Here is a 17,254-nt window from a genome sequence, read left to right on the forward strand (position 1 = left end):
GGCACCATCGTTGCGCAGGGGTCCGACAACCGGCGCCGGAGCGCCGCCGTGCCGGGCGGTGGGGCCGGGTCAGCGGGCCCGGGCGGCCTTCGCCTCCTCGGCGGCCTTGGCGGCGGCCTCCTTCTCGTGCTTCTCCTTGATCCGGGCGGTCTCCTTGCGGAGGTCCACCTGGTTGGCGCGCTCGTGCTGGAGCCAGAGCGGGTTCTCGGCCTTGATCGCCTCGATCTGCTCGGTGGTGAGCGCCTCGGTCACGCCGCCGCGGGCCAGGCCGGAGATCGAGATGCCGAGCTTGGCGGCGATCACCGGACGCGGGTGCGGGCCGTTCTTGCGCAGGTCCTGGAGCCACTGCGGCGGCTCGGCCTGCAGCGCGTACAGCTCCTCGCGGGAGACCACGCCCTCCTGGAAGTCGGCCGGCGCGGCTGCGAGGTAGATCTCCAGCTTCTTGGCCGCCGTGGCCGGCTTCATGGTCTGGCTGGTCTTCTGCTTGAGCGATGTCATGGAGACAAGGGTAAGGGAGTGCGCGGGCGCTCCCGGTCACGGTCGGTAGCCTTGACCTGTGACAGACATGCAGGTGAACCCGTCCTTCCGGCTCGTGTACGTCCCGGGCGTGATCCCCGGCAAATGGGTCCGGGTCTGGAGCGAGCGGCTCCCGGACGTTCCGCTGGAACTTCTCGCGGTCGAGTCCGGCGACGGCGAACGGACCCTGCGCGAGGGCGGCGCGGACGCCGGGCTGGTCCGGCTGCCGGTCGACAAGGACGTGCTGAGCGCGATCCCGCTCTACACCGAGACCACCGTCGTGGTCTTCCCCAAGGACCACTGGCTCGCCGCCGCCGAGGAGGTCGCGCCGGCCGACCTCGCCGAGGAGGTGGTCTTCCACCCGCTCGACGACACCCTCGGCCTCACCGCCGACACCCTGCCGGGGCGCCCCGCCCTCGCGCGCCCGGACAGCACGGCGGACGCGATCGAGCTGGTCGCGGCGAACGTCGGCGTGCTCCTGGTGCCGCAGTCCCTGGCCCGGCTGCACCACCGCAAGGACCTCACCTACCGGCCGGTGGCGGAGGCGCCGCAGTCCCAGGTGGCGCTGTCCTGGCCGCAGGAGCGGACGACGGACCTGGTGGAGGAGTTCATCGGGATCGTCCGGGGCCGTACGGTCAACAGCTCGCGCGGGCGCGGGGCCGGGCAGGCGACGCCCGAGGCGCAGCCGAAGAAGGCGGCGGCCGGGCGGGGCAAGCCGCAGCAGAAGGCCGGCGGGCAGCGGAGCGGTGCGCAGAAGGCCGGCGGGCAGAAGCCGGGCGGGGCGAAGGCCGGGGGAGCCAAGGCCGGCGGGCGGGGCGCGGCGGCCCGGCGCGGCAGGCCGAAGCGGTGACCGTGGCGTAGCGTCTGCCCCGTTCCCAGCAGTCGAGGCGGGAGGAGCGGGGCAGTGTGGCATGACCTGATGGCCGTCCAGATTCCGATCGTGGAGAAGGTCCTCCGGACGGTCGCCGTCTACGCGCTGATCGTGGTCCTGTTCCGGATCGCCGGGAAGCGCGGGCTGGCGGGGCTGAACACCTTCGACATGGTGGTCGTCTTCCTGCTCTCCAACGTGGTGCAGAACGCGGTCATCGGCAACGACGACAGCCTGCTCGGGGGTGTGATCGGGGCGGTCACCCTGATCGCGGTGAACGCGGCCGTGACCCGCTGGCTCGCTCGCGACCCGAGGGCCGCCCGCCTCCTGGAGGGCACCGCCACCACCGTGGTGGCGGACGGCAGGCTGGTGCCGGGCGCGCTGCGCGGCCTGGCGCTGCGTCCGTCCGAGCTGGAGCACGCGATCCGGATCCAGAACGGCGACAGCGTCCGCGGGGTGGCCCGGGCCCGCCTGGAGCCGGACGGGCAGCTGCTGGTGAAGCTCAAGGCGGACGAGCAGAGCGCCACCCGTGGGGACGTCGAGGACCTGCGGCGCCGGCTGGCGGAGATCGAGCGGCTGCTCACCGTCATCGCCGCCGACCGCCGCCCGCCCCGCTGAGGCGCGTCCGGTCGTCCGGCAGGCGGGCACCAGGGCTCATGCCGGCAGGGGCAAGGGCCGGGTCATCGGTCCGCCGGGACCGGGGCGGACGCCCCGGCCCGGCGGCGACGGGCGGCGGTGACCGCCACGGCGGCGGCCAGGGCGAAGCCGAGGGCGGCGGCCAGGAGGTGCCCGACGGTGGTGAAGTCCGGGAGGGGGCCCGGCCATTCGCCGTCGCCGGAGAGCGGCCAGCCGACGACCAGCGCGGCCCAGGGCAGCCGGGCCCGGCGGGGTACCGCGAGGGTGGCGAGGGCGAGGACGGTCTGGGCGCCGTAGCTGATGCCGTAGTCCGAGGCCGTGCGCACGCTCTCCGGGTACCAGCCGTACCGCAGGGCGAGCAGGATCACCAGGGCGGTGAGCAGGGTGGCGAGGACGTGCCCGCCGAGGAAGACGGCGGCGGCGCGCAGGCTGCCGAAGCGGCGCTCGGTCCAGGCGAGGCAGCAGCAGACGCCGAGGCCCAGGGTGATCAGGGTGCCGCCGAAGCCGGTGGTGAGGATCTCGGTGAGGGTGCCGTCGTAGAGCAGCGCGCTGCCGACCAGGGCGGTGACCGGATGGTCGGCGAGGTTGTCGAGGTTGGTGCTGAGGTGCTCCCTGAGGGCGTCCGCCCGGTCGGCGGCGAGCAGGCTCCCGACCCAGACGTGCCCGGTCAGGAGCAGGACGACGTAGCCCAGGGTCAGTGGCGAGCGGCGCGGATACGTCCGGACGGCGCGGAGCAGCCCGGTCAGGAGCCCCCGTGGGGTGCGAGCGTTCATGTCTGGTGGTGTCCCGGTCGAGCGGCCTGGTCCCGGCCGGCGTCCGTACGGCCGGCCACGCCGGGACAGTACCGAAGCCGGCCGGAGTCCGGTCAGCGGGCCCGGCGGGTCAGCGTCGCGGTGAACGGCCGGGGCGCGAGGGAGGCGCTGCGGGCGGGGCGGACGGGCCGGCCTGGGGTGGGGGTGATGGTCCAGCGGGCGGCGATGGTCGCGATGGCGAGGACGGCCTCGGTGGTGCCGAAGGCGTCGCCGATGCAGCGGCGGGCGCCGAGGCCGAACGGCGTGTAGGTGCCGGGGGCGGGGCTGGCGGTGGTGAGCCAGCGGTCGGGGTCGAAGCGGTCGGGGCGGGGGAACAGGTCGGCCCTGCGGTGCAGCAGGTACGGGCTGACCAGCAGGGTCGCGCCGGCCGGCAGGTGGTGGCCGCCGAGCTCGGTGTCGGCGGTGGCGGTGCGGCTGAGGATCCACGGCGGCGGGTAGAGCCGCAGGGTCTCGCTGACGATCCGGGCGGTGAGCGGCAGGGCGGGCAGGTCCTCGTGGCGGGCGGGGCGGCCGTCCAGGACGGTGTCGAGTTCGGCGTGCAGGCGCTCGCGGACGGCCGGGTTGGCGGCGAGCAGCGTCCAGGCCCAGGAGAGGGTGGCGGCGGTGGCCTCGGTGCCGGCCAGCAGGAAGGTGACCACCTGTTCGTGGATCTCGGCCGCGGACAGGCCCCGCCCGTCCTCGTCGGTCGCGGCGAGCAGCACGGAGAGCAGGTCGTGGCGGTCGGTGCCGGTGGCGCGGTGGTCGGCGACCAGCCTCCGGGTGATCTCCCTGAGGTCCCGCCGGGCGCGCCGGAAGCGGCGGTTGCCGGGGGTGGGGAGGCGGTCGGCGCCGGGCAGCGGCAGCAGCACCCGGCGGCCGACGCCGCGGGTGACGGCGTCCATGCTCGCGTGCACGGGCAGCTTGCCGGCCCGCTCGTGCGCGGCGAACAGGCAGCGGGCGGTGACGGCGGTGGTGAGCCGGTGCATCGTGGCGGGCACGTCGATCAGGTCGCCGTCCCGCCAGGGGGCGGTGGTGCCGGCGATCTCGTCGGCCATCCCGGCGGCGTAGCCGGGCAGCCGGTCGCGGTGGAACGCGGGTTGCAGCAGGCGGCGCTGGCGCCGGTGGTCGGCGGCGGGGCAGGTGGCGAGGCCGTTGCCGAAGACCTCGCGGGCCTTGTCGAGGAGGGGCCCGCCCTTGTCGAAGACGCGGTCCTCGGTGAGCAGCCGGCGGACCAGCTCGGGGTGGCAGACCACGTACGCGTGGAGGGGGCCGAGCCGCAGCCGGACGAGGTCGCCGTGGGCGGGCAGGCCGGCGACGAAGTCGTGCGGGCGGCGCAGGAGGGCGAGGGCGTGGCCGAGCAGGGGCAGGCCGCCGGGGGCGGTGGCCGCGGTGAACCGGGTGGTCGGGAAGAACGGGGCGGGCACGGGCGTCACCTTGGTTCGGGTGGGAGGACCGGGACGGTTCGCGAACGTGATCTTTCCCGGCGGCGTACCGCGAAACGATCACCGACCGGCGGGTGGGGTGAACGCGGGGGCGCGGGCCGAACGGTCGGGCGCCCTCGGAGATTTGACGGTTCGTTCACCGGTTGATCCCTCCCGGGCAGCCGGATGCGCCTAGACTCGGAATCCTTGCGAGATTACCGGTCAGTAGAACCGGGCAGGAAGGATCCGGCCGGTGCGATCGCCGGGCCGCGGAACGTCCGGCAGGGGAGTGGCCGGCAGGGGAGTGGGGAGTCCGGATGACCGACGAGCGGGTCCACGCGTTCGGCGACGACGCCCTGGGCACCTACGACGCGGTGGCGCTGGCCGCGCTGGTGCGGGCCGGCGCGGTCAACCCCCGGGAGCTGGTCGGCGCCGCCGTCGACCGGGCCGCGCGGGTGGACGGCACGCTGCTGCCCGTCGCCCACGCCTCGTACGACAAGCCGCAGATCAGCCGGGAGGGCATCGGCGGTCCGCTGTGGGGCGTGCCGACGTACCTCAAGGACAACGTGGACCTGCGCGGCCTGCCGACCGCGATGGGCAGCGAGGCCTACCGCGCCCGCCCGGCCCGCCGCAACGCGCCCTTCACCGACCAGTTCCTCGCCACCGGCCTCGCCGTGCTCGGCAAGACCAGACTGCCCGAGTTCGGCCTCAACGCCTCCACCGAGTTCGCCACCGCCCAGCCGGTGCGCAACCCGTGGAAGCCCTCGCACTCGGCCGGCGCCTCCTCGGGCGGCGCGGCGGCGCTGGTGGCCTCCGGCGTGGTGCCGATCGCGCACGCCAACGACGGCGGCGGCTCGATCCGCATCCCGGCGGCCTGCTGCGGCCTGGTCGGGCTCAAGCCCACCCGGGGCCGGCTGGTCACCAACGCCCAGAGCGGCAAACTGCCGGTCGACCTGGTCACCGACGGCGTGCTGACCCGCTCGGTGCGCGACACCGCCGCCTTCTTCGCCGCCGCCGAGCGGCACCACCGCAACCCCGGACTGCCCCCGCTCGGCCTGGTCGAGGGCCCGGGGGCGCGGCGGCTGCGGATCGGCCTGGTGGTGGACTCGCCGATCGCCAGGACCGACGGGCCGACCCGGCGGGCCGTCGAGGAGACCGCCGCCCGGCTGGAGGCGATGGGCCACCGGGTCGAGCCCACCGCGCTGCCCTTCGGCGAGGAGTTCTCCCGCGACTTCGTCACCTACTGGGGCTACATCGCCTGGGCCATCGCGGCCACCGGCCGGCTGCTGCTCGACCCGAGCTTCCGGGCCGGGAAGCTGGACGGCCTGACCACCGGGCTGCGCCGCCGGTTCCGGACGGAGTTCCCGCAGACCCCCGGCGTGCTGCGGCGGCTGCGCCGGGCGGAGGGCGTGTACGCGCGGATCTTCCGCGGCCACGACGTGATTCTCTCCCCGGTGCTCGCCCACACCGCCCCGCCGATCGGGCACCTGAGCCCCAACGTGGACTTCGACGAGCTGATGGACCGGCTGATGCGCTACGTCGCCTTCACGCCGGTCAACAACGTGACCGGCGGCCCCGGCCTCGCGCTGCCGGCGGGCTCGGCGCCCGGCGGACTGCCGGTCGGGGTGCACCTGTCGGCGGCGCACGGGCAGGAGCGGCTGCTGCTGGAGCTGGCGTTCGCGCTGGAGGCCGAGCGGCCCTGGCGGCGGATCCAGGACTGAACCCGGCGGCGTTCCCCGCCGACCCGGGGCCGCCCGTCGGCCGTCGCGCGGACGCCGGGCCGGCCGGTGGCGGCATTCGCCGCCATAACGGGCCCTCGCACAGTGACCGTTCAGTATCCGGCGATTATGTCAATTGCGGAAACATACCCCCGCTTATGTCAGCCTCCGAAACATAAAGCGAACCCCGAGAGGCGCCTTGAACTGCGCTGATTTCCCAATCGGTAACCCGCTGGAAAGGGTTGACACCATTAGTTGGTCTAGTCCAACGTAGGGGAGCGCGGTTCGGCTGAGGCTGATGAGGGGTGAGAGGCCTTGCCGAGCGGGTGAGTTGGCCCCCTGACGTGGTGCTGCTCCGCGCCCGTTGGCAGGGCGAGAAGGAGCGCATGCGGACGGCCCCCCGGCCCGCGCGCCGTATTCCCGTCGCGGCCGGAGCCCGGCCGCCCACCCGCCGTGCCCGCGCCCGGCGCATGAGGAAGCGCTGCACCGACCACGAACCACGGAGTGACCGCCCATGCCGAGCCCAGCCGAACACGCCGACGGACCAGCCGGGGAATACCTGTACCGGGCCGCCTCGGAGCGCCCCTACTTCAGCGCCGACACCGAGAGCTATCTCGCCCCCACCGCCCTGCGCGAGATCCGCAAGAAGCACCCGCTGCGCGTGCTCTCCGAGGAGGACCTCGCGTTCTGGCAGACCTACGGCTACGTGGTGGTGAAGGAGGCGATCCCGGCCGGTGCCGCGCGCCGACTGCTCGACTTCGCCTGGGAGTTCCAGGGCCTGTCGCCGGACCGCCCCGAGGACTGGTACCGGGAGCGCGAGTACCGCGACGAACTCGACCGGCACCTGCACATCTACGGCTTCGTCGAGGCCTACCACCACCAGCTGATCTGGGACAGCCGCCAGGCGCAGCGCGTCTACGACGCCTTCGTGGACGTGTGGGACTGCGAGGAGCTCTGGGTCACCCTCGACCGGCTCAACCTCAACCCGCCGAACGTGCGCAACCGCGACCGCGCGCTGATCGAGCCCACCGACCGCGGCTTCGACATCGAGCTGCACTGGGACGTCGACACCACTCGGGGCATCCTGCCGCAGCGCGTCCAGGGCATCATCGCGCTCGACGACACCGCCCCCGACCACGGCGGCTTCCAGTGCGACCCGGAGCTGTTCCGCCGCTTCAACGAGTGGCAGGCCGCCCAGCCCGCCGGCCGCGACCCGATCCGCCCGGACGTCGACCGGGACGAGTTCCCCGTCGTGCGGCCCGAGTTGAAGGCCGGTGACCTGCTGATCTGGAACGGCCTGCTCGCCCACGGCGTCGAGCGCAACACCTCCGAGAACGGCGTGCGCGCGGTGCAGTACCTGTCGATGATGCCCGCGCTGGAGGAGTCCGAGAAGCTGCGCCGCTCCCGGGTGGAGTCCTGGCGCACGCTCGCCACGCCGGACTGGAACCGCACCCTGGTCGGCGACGCCGACCGGCCCGAGGCGCAGCGCTACCCGACCGCCGAACTCACCGAGCTGGGGGAGAAGCTGCTCGGCCTGCGGTCCTGGAGCGGCAAGCCCTTCGAGGAACACGCGACGGACCGGCGGAGTGCCACGGGGGAGCGGGAATGCGCGACGTCTGCCTGACCCTGCCCACCAACCGCGAGTGCGCGGACACCATCACCGCGATCGGCGCCGAAGCCGCCTTCGCCGTACGGCGGTTCGGCGTCCGGGTGCACCTGCTGGTGCTGGACTCCGCCGGCCCCGCGGCCAGAGCCGGACACGCCGCGGCCCTCGCCGCCCTGCCCGCCGCCGACGGCGTGCTGACCCACCACCTGGACGAGGGCGCCCAGCGCGCCTTCCTGCGCGAGGTGATCGAGCGCTCCGGCGCGGCCGGCCGGGACCGGCTGCTGGAGCTGATGCTGCCCGACGCCGTCTCCTACGGTGCCTGCACCAACCGGGCGTTCCTGCTGGCCGCCGCACTCGGCTGCGATTCGGTGCACCGCCGCGACTCCGACAGCCGCTACCAACTGCTCGACGGCGAACCGGTGTTCCCGATGGAGCACGAGCTGGCCGCGCTCGGGCTGAAGGCCGCCGACGCGGCCGCCGCCGTCACCGAGAACAACCTCGACCCGGTGCACGCGGACAAGAGGGTCGCCCTGGTCGGCGCCTCCTTCGTCGGCGAACTCTCCGTCGACGTCGGCGAGATCCGCGAGCTCGACCCCGAGGCCTACCACGACGTGGTCGCGCTCTGGGCGCCCACCGGCGCGAGTGAGCGGGAGAAGCTCGACCTCGTCGCCGACTCCTTCACCGGCGGCGGCACCGAGCCGTTCACCGCCGACCGCGCCGTGCTCGACCTGCCCGACATCTGGCGCATCGACATGTGCAACATCGGCCTGGACCGCGAGGTGTACGAGAGGGTCCCGCTGCCGCCCGCCACCGACACCATCGGCAGCGACTACTTCCTGCACCACCTGGTGCGCGACGCGACCCTGCCGGGCGTCACCCACAACCGCCACATCGTCAACTACCACACCCCGGAACGGCGTACCGGCCCCGGCTTCACCGCCTACCAGCTGCGCTACGCCAAGTTCCTGCTCTCCATGCTCTACCTCTACCCGGTCTACTCCGAGATGGAGGCCGCAGGCGAGGCCCTGCTGGACGAACAGCACCGCGTCCGCCCCGGGCTGATCGCGGACTCCGCCCGTCGCAGCGCCGCGACGGACCGCGCGGAGAACCACCGCAGGCTCGCCGAACTCGACCGCTGCTACCGGCGGCTCGGCGGGAAGTACGCCGAGTTCGCCGACCACCTGGCGCCCCGAAGGGCGTGCCTGCTCGACGAAGCGCAGGCGGACATCGAGGACTTCGCAGTGCTGATCGACGCGTGGGGCCCGCTGGTGCGGGCGAGCAGGGCCACCCCCGCCGACCGGCTGCCGCGCTAGCCGGACCGGGAGCTCACCGTGACACACCAGACCGCCATCAAGACCACGCACCGTGCCCCGTCCGTCTCCGTGGTGCACACCGAAGCGCCCCGCCGTGACGAGCACGACCGGACCGCGCTGCGCGCCGCGCTCGCCGCGGCCACCGACGACCGGATCATCTACGACCTCGACGGCATCGGCCGGCAGTACGCCGCGCTCCGCGCCGAACTGCCCGGCGTGGCCGTCCGGTTCGCGATGAAGGCCTGCCCGGTGGACGAGGTGCTCGACCACCTCGCCGGGCTCGGCTCCGGCTTCGACGCGGCCAGCCCGCAGGAGATCGCCCAGGCCCTGCGCACCGGGGTCGCGCCCGAACTGATCCACTACGGCAACACCATCAAGTCCGACCGCAACATCGCCGAGGCCCACCGGCTGGGCGTGCGGGACTTCGCCACCGACAGCCCGGAGGACGTCGCGGCGATCGCCGAACACGCCCCGGGATCACGGGTGTTCTGCCGGATCGCGACCACCGGCGAGGGCGCACTGTGGGGCCTGAGCCACAAGTTCGGCTGCTCGCCCGAGGACGCGCTGCGGGTGCTCGGCGAAGCCCGTGCCGCCGGGCTCGTCCCGTCCGGGCTGTCCGTCCACGTCGGCTCCCAGCAGATGACCGCCGAGGCCTGGGGCGCCGCGATGGACTCGCTGGCCGCCGTGCTGGAGGCGCTCAACTGGCGCGGCATCACCCCGACCACGATCAACCTCGGCGGCGGCCTGCCCGCCCTCGGCGTCCTCGACCGGCACGGGAGCCCGCTCGAACCGCCGCTGGAGAAGATGTTCACGGCGATCCGCGAGGGCATGGAGCGGCTGCGCGCCGTCAGCGCCGCGCCGCTGGAGTTCCTGGTGGAGCCGGGGCGCCACCTGGTGGCCGACCACGGCGCGATCCGCGCCCACGTCGCCCGGCTCACCTCACGCCACGGGCTCGACGACGCCAGGCAGGACTGGCTCTACCTCAGCTGCGGCAAGTTCAACGGCCTGTACGAGATGGACCAGCTCCAGTACCGGCTGGAGTTCCCCACCCACCCCGGCGGCCGGTTCGTCAACGCCGTGGTGGCGGGACCGACCTGCGACAGCGACGACGCGTACGCGCAGGAGGGCGGTCTGGTGCGGGTCCCGCACGCGATCGGCTCCGGCGACCCGGTCTGGATCCACTCCTGCGGCGCGTACGCCACGGCCTACGCCACCCGCGGGTTCAACGGCTTCGCGCCGCTGCCGTACAGCTGCATCGGCGGCGACGGCGCGGGCCGACAGGGAGGCACCGCATGACCGGCACGCTCGTCGACGCTCCGACCGGACCGCGCATCCGGCTGCTCCGGGAGGAGGACTGGGACGGCGTGGTCGCGCTGGAGGAGCGCGCCTACGCCGCCAGCGGCCTGTCCGAGGGGTACGAGGCGCTGCGGTCCCGGCACCGCGCCTCGCCCGACACCTGCTTCGTGCTGGAACACGCGGGCGGCCTGGGCGGCTACCTGCTCGCCCTGCCGTACCCGCTGTTCCGCTGCCCCGACCTCAGCCGCAGCGAGGACGGGGACGGGGACGGGGACGGCGGCCCGGGCGAGCGGCCGGCCAACATGCACGCGCACGACCTGGTGATCTCCGAGGACCTGCGCGGCCGGGGCCTGTCCCTGCGGATGCTCCGGCACCTGGAGGACACCGCCAGGGCGGCCGGCTACCGGACCGTCTCGCTGGTCGCCGTCCGCGGCTCGCACGTGCTGTGGACCCCGCTGGGCTACCGCGCCCGGCCCGAGATCGACCTCCCCGAGAGCTACGGCACCCGGGCGGTCTACATGGCGATGCCGCTGGACCCCGTCCCGGCCGCGCCGCCGCACTCCACCGGCCCGCTCCCCGGGCCGTACTCCAGAGCCGAAGTGGGCTGATACCGATGTCCCCCGTTCGCGACGACTTCCGCCGGTCCCAAGTGGCCATCGGCGCACTGTTCTTCGTCCTCGGATTCCAGTACGCGACCTGGGTCTCCCGGGTGCCGGCGCTCAAGGCCAGGCTCGACCTGGGCGAGGCCCAGATCGGCCTGCTGCTGATGACCTGCGGAATCGGCGCGGCGGTGTCCTTCCCCCTGGTCGCGGTGCTGATGCGGCGGATCGGTTCCCGGCTGCTCTCGGTGCTGTCCGCCCTCGCCCTCGGCGTGATCCTGCTCGCGCTGTCGGTGGTGCCGAACTACCCGGTGACGCTGCTGGTGCTGTTCTTCGACGGCGTCGCGGTCGGCTGCCTGAACGTCGCGATGAACGCCCAGGGCGCCGCGCTGGAGGCCCGCTTCGAGCGGACCACGATGTCCCGGCTGCACGCCACCTTCAGCGCCGGCTCGCTGCTCGCCGCCCTGCTGGCCTCGGGCGTCAACGCCTTCACCGGCACCCTCGCCGTGCACTTCGGGCTGGCCGCGGCGCTGCTCGCCGTCCTGGTGGTGGCCGCCAGGTCCGGACTGCTGGCGGACGGCCCGGACGCGGCCGCCGCACCGGAGGAGAAGAAGCAGCGCCGCGGATTCGTGCTGCCGACCGTCGCGACCCTCTGGATGGGCCTGGCGATGGTGTTCGGCACCGTCACCGAGGGCGCCATGAACGACTGGTCGGCGCTCTACCTCAAGGACTACGTGCACGCCGGCGCCGGGCTCGCCCCGCTGGGCATCGCGGTGGTCTCGGTGATGATGGTCTTCGCCCGGATCTTCGCCGACGGCTGGCGCACCCGCTTCGGCGACGCCCGGATCGTGCGCACCGGCAGCCTGCTGGCCGGCCTCGGACTCGCCCTGGCGCTGGCGGTCGGCGGCGTGGCCCCGACCCTGATCGGCTTCGCCTGCGTCGGCCTCGGCGTCGCCGCGGTGACCCCGTGCGTCTACGTCGCCGCCGCCCGGCAGGGCGCCGACGCCCTCTCGCTGGTCGCCGCCATGGGCACCACGGGACTGCTGGCCGGCCCCGCCGTGATCGGCTTCATCGCCGGCGCCACCAGCCTGCTCTGGGGCATGGCCGCCGTCGCCGCCTCGGCCGCGATCGTCTCCCTGTGCGCCACCCGGATCAGCTGGCCCGGGCAGGAGGCCCCCGCCGCCCCCGCCGCCGACCCCCTGCTCGCCGCCGACCCGACCTGACCGCACCCCACGCCCTCGCCCGGTACCTCGCGCACCCCCGTCGCGGAGGTCCCGGGCGAGTGCGTTCCCCGCGGCCTCAGCCCCCGGCCGGGACCTCCGTGCCGCCCGTCGTGATGTGGCGGACGAGCCTGGCACGCAGCGCGGTGAGGCGGGCGATCTCGGCGTCCAGCGCGGCCAGCCTGGCATGGACCACGGGGGCGAAGGTGTCGGGGCCGGGGGACTCCGAGCAGCGGAACGGCGGCTCCTGGCCGAGCAGGTCGAGGCGGTGGGCGCGGCTGGCCAGGTCGTCCACCGTCAGCCCCGCGGCCAGCAGTCGTCGGATCACCCGGACCCGGGCGACCTCGGCCGGGCCGTACTCGCGCTGGCCGGAGGCGGAGCGGGCCGGCGGGTGCAGCAGGCCGCGTTGCTCGTAGAAGCGCAGCGCCCTGGGAGTGGTGCCCGCCGCCGCTGCCGCGTCCCCGATCCGCATGCCCGCTCCCTGGTCGTCAGAGCCGTCAGTGCCTTCAGAGTTCCACGATGGTCGTTCCGAAGGTGTCCCCGGTGAACAGCTTCGTCAACGCCCCGGGGGCCCGGTCGATGCCCGGAACCGACGTCCAGGGGAAGGTGATCTCCCCGGCGCGCAGCCAGCCGGCGAAGCGCTCGCGCCACTCGGCCTCCAGGTCCGGGTGGTCGGGCCCGATGAAACCGCGCAGGGTCAGGCCGTGGGTGACGATCCGGAAGCTGTCGACCACGGTCGGGGCGTCGCCGCCCAGGCGCTCCGGAGCGAGCTGGCCGTCCAGCGCGCCGACCAGGGCGAACCGGGCGCCGTGCCGCGCCGCGTCCACGGCGGCGGTCAGCTGCTCGCCGCCGACCAGGTCCAGCACGACGTCGAGCCCGTCGGGGGCGGCCTCGGCCAGTTGCTCGGCGAACGGCCGCTCGCCGGGCACCAGCACCGCGTCGTAGCCGAGTTCGGCGGTCAGCCGCTTCGCCTTGGCGGGCGAGCGGGTGGTGCCGATCACCCGGGAGGCGCCGAGCAGCCGGGCGATCTGCCCGGCCATCGTGCCGACCGAGCCCGCCGCGCCCGTCACCAGCGCCACGTCGCCCGGGCGCACCTCGACGGTGCGGGTCAGGGCGCCGTAGGCGGACGACGAGGTGGAGACCAGCGCGAGCGGATCCGGGAAGTCCGCCGGGACGGGGGTGAACCGCGCGGCCTCGGCGACCGCGTGGTCCCGCCAGCCGGCGAGGTGGGTGACCAGGTCACCGGGGCGCAGCGGCCCGTCCCCGGGGGCGGCCAGCACCTCGCCGATGGCCGGCCCGAACAGCGCGTCCCCCGGCCGGATGTGCGGCACCTGGAGACCGGTACCCCCGCCGCCGACCAGGGTGCGCAGCGCGGGAAAGGCCAGGAAGGCCCGGTTGCGGACGAGCACCTCCCCGGGGCCGGGCGCCGGCAGCGGCTCCTCGGCCACGGTGAAGTCCCCGGGAGTGGGCAGCCCGGACGGTGCGGTGGTCAGCCGGACGACGCGGGCGGTGGTGGGCAGGGCCATGGCGGCGCTCCTCGGAGAGGACGGGTGGACGGCGGCCGGTGCCGCCGCGCGGTGCCCGGACGCTAACCCCTGACGCCTGCGTCAGAGGCAAGCCGCCCGGGTGCGGCGGTGTCTGACGGGGCGTGGGGGAAACGGGTCTTCTAGAGTCGCGGGTGATACGGACTGATATGTGCCGTATGTCCGAGTGCCGGTACGGCCGTGAGCCGCAGTGAGAGGAACGAGCCGCATGACCGAGCAGGCCCCCGAGCCCTTCGAGCCCGTCGACGAGGACTGGCAGACCGCGCTGGCGATCGCCGCCCACCCCGACGACATGGAGTACGGAGGGGCCGCGGCCGTCGCGCGCTGGACCTCGCAGGGCAAGAAGGTCGTCTACGTCATGGTCACCAGCGGCGAGGCGGGCATCGACTCGCTGGACCCCGCGGAGTGCGGGCCGCTGCGCGAGGCCGAGCAGCTCGCCTCGGCACGCGTGGTCGGCGTCGACACCGTCGAGTTCCTCGGCCACCCGGACGGCGTGGTGGAGTACGGGCTGCCGCTGCGCCGGGACATCGCGCGGGCGGTGCGCAGACACCGGCCGGACATCGTGATCACCAGCAACTTCCGGGACACCTACGGCGGGGTGTTCCTCAACCAGGCCGACCACATCGCGGTCGGCCGGGCCTCCCTGGACGGGGTCAGGGACGCCGGGAACCGCTGGGTGTTCCGCGAGCTGCTGGCCGAGGGTCTCGAGCCCTGGGACGGCGTGCGGCAGATCTGGGCGGCGGCCTCGCCGGAGGCCAGGCACGCGGTGGACACCACCGGGCACTTCGACCGGGGCGTCGCCTCGCTGGAGGAGCACAGGGCGTACCTGGCCGGGCTCGGCGGGGCGATGGCGGAGCCGCGGGAGTTCCTGGAGGGCTTCGGCCGGGGTGCGGGCAGCCGGCTGGGGACGCGCTTCGCGGTGCCGTTCGAGGTGTTCCCGCTGCACTAGCCGGGCCGGCCGCCGGGCCCGCCGGGATCCTCCCCGGCGGCACCCTCGTCCCCGCCGGCGCGCCGGCGCCGGTAGCGCAGCACCTGGCGCAGCAGGAAGGCCGCGACCAGCACGCCGAGCCCGACCGCGAACCAGACCTGGTAGCGCAGCGCCGTGTGGTAGACCGTGCCGATGTGGGCCCCCGCGAGGTAGCCGAAGGTGCCCCAGACGGCCGTCCACAGCACCGCGCCGAGCAGGTTGTACGGGAGGAACCGGCGCCAGGGCATCTCGCTGGTCCCGGCGATGACGCCGTTGTACTGGCGCAGCCCGTCCACGAAGCGGGCGACCGTGACCACCTTGCCGCCGTGCCGGGCGAAGAAGTCGTCCGCGCGCTCCATCCGGGCCGGGGTGAGCAGCACGTAGCGGCCCCAGCGGTGGACGAAGGCGCGTCCGCCGGTGCGGCCGATCAGGTAGCCGAGGCCGTTGCCGAGCGCGGCGGCGCCGGCCGCGATCAGCAGCACCGCGGCGAAGTCCAGGTGCCCGGTGCCGGCGTACACCGAGGCCAGCACCAGGACGGTCTGCCCGGGCACCGGGACGCCGCAGTTGTCCAGCAGGACGAGCAGCGCCACCGCGAGGTACCCGTAGTGGTCCAGCAGTGGCGCGAGCCCGGCGAGTGCCCCGGGCAGCGGGGTCGTGGGGGCGGACACCGCTCCTCACCGCCTCGCGCGGGGCGAGGCGGCCGAGGAGTCGGTCAGCGTCCCGCCTGGCGCTCTTCGATGTTGCAGTCCGGGCCGGGGTAGACCAGGCCCTCGTGGCCGTCCTCGAAGCGGACCACGTACGGCGGCTGGCCGTCGGCGCCGCGCACCTCGACGATCTCGCCCTTCTGGTCCACCATGCCCACCGCCCTGCTGTGGATGTGGAGCTGGTCACCTACCGCTGCGTGCATGGTCTGCTCCTCCGGTCGAGCGTGCCCGGCCGCCTCCGCGGCCGTTCCGCTATCCACTGTGCTGCGGGCGCGGCGGGCTCGCAACGCCTCGGGCGGGCGGGACCTCCGGGGGCCCGCGGGGCCGGGGGTCAGCGAGCGGACGGCTGTTGCGCGAGGTAGCCGCGGACCAACCGCTTGCACTCGGCGATCAGCGCCGGATCGCCGTCCGGGGCCTCCCGGAAGGCCAGTTTGAGCACCGCGTCGGCCGCCTCCAGGGCCACCCGCAGGGTCACCGTGGTGGCCGCCGGGTCGCCCGCCAGGAACAGTTCGCCGCCGAGCGCCTGGAGCCGCAGCGCGACGGCGGTGTTGTTGTCCACGCCAGGATCCAGCAGGTGGCGGTCGTCCCGGACGTCGGTGGGGACGGCCGGGCCGGCCAGGCCGAAGTCCAGCAGGCCGAAGCCCGGCACCGTGCGCTTCATCGCCACGAACTCCTCCACCGCGAGGTCGGTGAAGACGGCGGGGCCGACCGGCGCGGCGGCGGCCAGCCGGGCGTCCAGGCGCCGGAGGTAGTGGTCGAGATTGCGGGTGGCGAGCGCGGCCAGCAGGTCCTCCTTGCCGGCGAAGAACTGGTACAGGGTGCCGATCGGCACCTGGGCGCGCTGGGCGACCTCCTTGGTGGTGAGCGCCGTCGCCCCGACCTCGTCCAGCAGGCCGGCACAGGCGTCCAGGACGCGGCCGTACCGCTCCTGGCTGCGCTGCTGGACCGGGCGCCGCCTGACCGGTCCCGGGGCGGGGTGGCTCCTGTCGCTCATGACCTCACTGTGCCGCATCCGCTGTTCCAGCGGCGAATCACCGGGGCGGAACCGGCCCGGAGTTGCCTCCGGGGCGGGAATCGACCCGTGGCCGGAGCTGAACGGTCCGGTGGCGGGAAGGTGTCCATGGGGCGGCAGCGGTCTTGTCGTGGACGCGAGGGCCGGTTCATACTCCAGGCGGACTACCTTGGGTGATCGGGGCATGCCTCTTCGTGGCGATCGCGCCGCGGTCGTGGCCGCGAACGGAACGAGAGGACCGGTTCGGTGACGCTGTACTCCGGAGGGCGCGAGGGCCTCGGCAGCGGGCCGTTCGCGGCGCGGTGCCTCGCCGGGTACGCCGGCACCGGGCGCGCCGGCACCGAGTACGTCGGCCTTGAGCGCGTTGGTCTTGAGTACGCCGGAACCGTCTGAGGAGCACTGCCGTGGAGATCGTCACCGCCGTCGCCTACTCCGAGGTCCACGACGCCTACCTGCGGGACCACCCGGTGGAGCGCGCCCACGAGGCGAACAGCAACGGGTACGCCGAGGAGAACATCGACCGCGTCGACCGCGACCTCGGAAGCTGGTGGCGGATCCGGCTCTCCCGGGCGGACGTCCTGGGCGTCGTGCTGCCCTGGCACCTCAGCGAGGGCGGGGAGCTCGAACTGGTCCCGCGCTCAGGGCTGACGGTGGGCGAGGCGGCCGAGCGGATCCGTGCGGCCGGGGCCGGCTGGGCCGCCGCCAACCCGGTCTGTGCGGCGAAGGTCCGGCTGCTGCGCGGGGAGCCGTTCACGCCGCTGCTCCTCAGCACCAGCCCGGTCGACCACCCCCACTACGCGGGCCTGGCCGGCCGGAGCGGCCTGATCCACCTCGACGGCCTGCACCGCATGCTGGCCTGGGAGTTGGCCGGTCGGCTGCCCGAACGGGCGCTGCTGGACGGTTACCTGGTGGGCGACCCCGGGGTGGTGGCGTCCCGGCCGGCCGGAGCGGGCCGGAGGCGGGACGGGCCGGCGTGACCTCCGCTGCGGGAGTGGCCGGTGGAGAACGCGGCCGGACGGATCGACGAGGGCCTGGGGCCGCGG

Annotated in this window: 19 protein-coding genes; 11 read left to right on the plus strand and 8 right to left on the minus strand. The window is 74.4% G+C overall.

The features are described from left to right. Nucleotides 1–69 precede the first annotated feature (69 nt). On the minus strand, nt 70–498 hold the full coding sequence (locus tag BU198_RS38340; RefSeq protein WP_188301372.1) for a DUF5997 family protein: 429 nt from the start codon (nt 496–498) through the stop codon (nt 70–72). A gap of 58 nt (nt 499–556) precedes the next feature. Between BU198_RS38340 and BU198_RS38345 the strand changes: the two genes are divergently transcribed. Together BU198_RS38345 and BU198_RS38350 are read left to right on the plus strand one after the other, a co-directional pair. Then, a complete protein-coding gene (locus BU198_RS38345; protein WP_411293286.1) occupies nt 557–1,366 on the plus strand; it encodes a LysR family substrate-binding domain-containing protein in 810 nt (269 codons plus the stop codon). Between the two features lie 69 nt (nt 1,367–1,435). Then, nucleotides 1,436–2,002 carry a YetF domain-containing protein gene (locus BU198_RS38350; RefSeq protein WP_223245516.1) on the plus strand — a complete coding sequence of 189 codons (567 nt, stop codon included), beginning with the start codon at nt 1,436–1,438 and terminating at the stop codon, nt 2,000–2,002. Between the two features lie 62 nt (nt 2,003–2,064). Here the strand turns inward: BU198_RS38350 and BU198_RS38355 are convergent, their stop codons facing one another. Together BU198_RS38355 and BU198_RS38360 are read right to left on the minus strand one after the other, a co-directional pair. Continuing rightward, complete coding sequence (locus tag BU198_RS38355) at nt 2,065–2,793, minus strand: rhomboid-like protein (RefSeq protein ID WP_188301374.1); 729 nt, start codon at nt 2,791–2,793, stop codon at nt 2,065–2,067. 92 nt (nt 2,794–2,885) lie between these two features. Continuing rightward, nucleotides 2,886–4,235 carry a cytochrome P450 gene (locus BU198_RS38360; protein ID WP_188301375.1) on the minus strand — a complete coding sequence of 450 codons (1,350 nt, stop codon included), beginning with the start codon at nt 4,233–4,235 and terminating at the stop codon, nt 2,886–2,888. Nucleotides 4,236–4,549: 314 nt separating this feature from the next. Here BU198_RS38360 and BU198_RS38365 point away from each other — a divergent pair, with 314 nt between their 5' ends. The 6 genes from BU198_RS38365 to BU198_RS38390 all read left to right on the plus strand — a co-directional run bounded on the left by BU198_RS38365 (nt 4,550) and on the right by BU198_RS38390 (nt 11,987). Beyond that, nucleotides 4,550–5,953: an amidase gene (locus BU198_RS38365; protein ID WP_188301376.1), complete on the plus strand. Its 1,404-nt coding sequence runs from the start codon at nt 4,550–4,552 to the stop codon at nt 5,951–5,953. A gap of 511 nt (nt 5,954–6,464) precedes the next feature. Then, nucleotides 6,465–7,574, plus strand: a complete 1,110-nt coding sequence (locus BU198_RS38370) for a phytanoyl-CoA dioxygenase family protein (RefSeq protein WP_188301377.1) — start codon at nt 6,465–6,467, stop codon at nt 7,572–7,574. Then, entirely contained in the window at nt 7,556–8,869 is a 1,314-nt protein-coding gene (locus tag BU198_RS38375) for a DUF6271 family protein (protein ID WP_188301378.1), read from the plus strand. The genes BU198_RS38370 and BU198_RS38375 overlap by 19 nt, the downstream gene beginning before the upstream one ends. Before the next feature lie 117 nt (nt 8,870–8,986). Continuing rightward, entirely contained in the window at nt 8,987–10,165 is a 1,179-nt protein-coding gene (locus tag BU198_RS38380; RefSeq protein ID WP_188301403.1) for a type III PLP-dependent enzyme, read from the plus strand. Beyond that, nucleotides 10,162–10,773: a GNAT family N-acetyltransferase gene (locus BU198_RS38385; protein ID WP_188301379.1), complete on the plus strand. Its 612-nt coding sequence runs from the start codon at nt 10,162–10,164 to the stop codon at nt 10,771–10,773. Before BU198_RS38380 ends, BU198_RS38385 begins: the two co-directional genes overlap by 4 nt. Before the next feature lie 5 nt (nt 10,774–10,778). Further along, nucleotides 10,779–11,987 (plus strand): MFS transporter, encoded by a 1,209-nt coding sequence (locus BU198_RS38390; protein WP_188301380.1) that lies wholly within the window; start codon nt 10,779–10,781, stop codon nt 11,985–11,987. A gap of 76 nt (nt 11,988–12,063) precedes the next feature. Here BU198_RS38390 and BU198_RS38395 read toward each other — a convergent pair whose 3' ends face one another. Both BU198_RS38395 and BU198_RS38400 read right to left on the minus strand, forming a co-directional pair. Then, entirely contained in the window at nt 12,064–12,456 is a 393-nt protein-coding gene (locus BU198_RS38395) for a MerR family transcriptional regulator (RefSeq protein WP_188301381.1), read from the minus strand. Between the two features lie 34 nt (nt 12,457–12,490). Beyond that, complete coding sequence (locus tag BU198_RS38400; RefSeq protein ID WP_188301382.1) at nt 12,491–13,510, minus strand: MDR family NADP-dependent oxidoreductase; 1,020 nt, start codon at nt 13,508–13,510, stop codon at nt 12,491–12,493. A gap of 226 nt (nt 13,511–13,736) precedes the next feature. Between BU198_RS38400 and BU198_RS38405 the strand changes: the two genes are divergently transcribed. Then, nucleotides 13,737–14,477 (plus strand): PIG-L deacetylase family protein, encoded by a 741-nt coding sequence (locus tag BU198_RS38405; protein ID WP_188301383.1) that lies wholly within the window; start codon nt 13,737–13,739, stop codon nt 14,475–14,477. On the opposite strand, the gene BU198_RS38410 is transcribed toward BU198_RS38405, so the two are convergent. The 3 genes from BU198_RS38410 to BU198_RS38420 all read right to left on the minus strand — a co-directional run bounded on the left by BU198_RS38410 (nt 14,474) and on the right by BU198_RS38420 (nt 16,193). Next, nucleotides 14,474–15,163 carry a DedA family protein gene (locus BU198_RS38410; protein WP_188301384.1) on the minus strand — a complete coding sequence of 230 codons (690 nt, stop codon included), beginning with the start codon at nt 15,161–15,163 and terminating at the stop codon, nt 14,474–14,476. The genes BU198_RS38405 and BU198_RS38410 overlap by 4 nt on opposite strands. Nucleotides 15,164–15,207: 44 nt before the next feature. After that, nucleotides 15,208–15,402: a DUF1918 domain-containing protein gene (locus tag BU198_RS38415; protein WP_188301385.1), complete on the minus strand. Its 195-nt coding sequence runs from the start codon at nt 15,400–15,402 to the stop codon at nt 15,208–15,210. Between the two features lie 128 nt (nt 15,403–15,530). After that, a complete protein-coding gene (locus BU198_RS38420) occupies nt 15,531–16,193 on the minus strand; it encodes a TetR/AcrR family transcriptional regulator (protein ID WP_188301386.1) in 663 nt (220 codons plus the stop codon). Nucleotides 16,194–16,457: 264 nt separating this feature from the next. On the opposite strand from BU198_RS38420, the gene BU198_RS38425 reads away from it, so the two are divergent. Both BU198_RS38425 and BU198_RS38430 read left to right on the plus strand, forming a co-directional pair. Then, nucleotides 16,458–16,604, plus strand: coding sequence for a hypothetical protein (locus BU198_RS38425; RefSeq protein WP_188301387.1), 147 nt, complete (start codon nt 16,458–16,460; stop codon nt 16,602–16,604). Between the two features lie 11 nt (nt 16,605–16,615). Further along, a complete protein-coding gene (locus BU198_RS38430; protein WP_188301388.1) occupies nt 16,616–17,188 on the plus strand; it encodes a DUF6309 family protein in 573 nt (190 codons plus the stop codon). Nucleotides 17,189–17,254 lie beyond the last annotated feature (66 nt).

It is taken from the genome of Streptomyces sp. CBMA156 (assembly GCF_014596515.1).
GTDB lineage: Bacteria > Actinomycetota > Actinomycetes > Streptomycetales > Streptomycetaceae > Kitasatospora.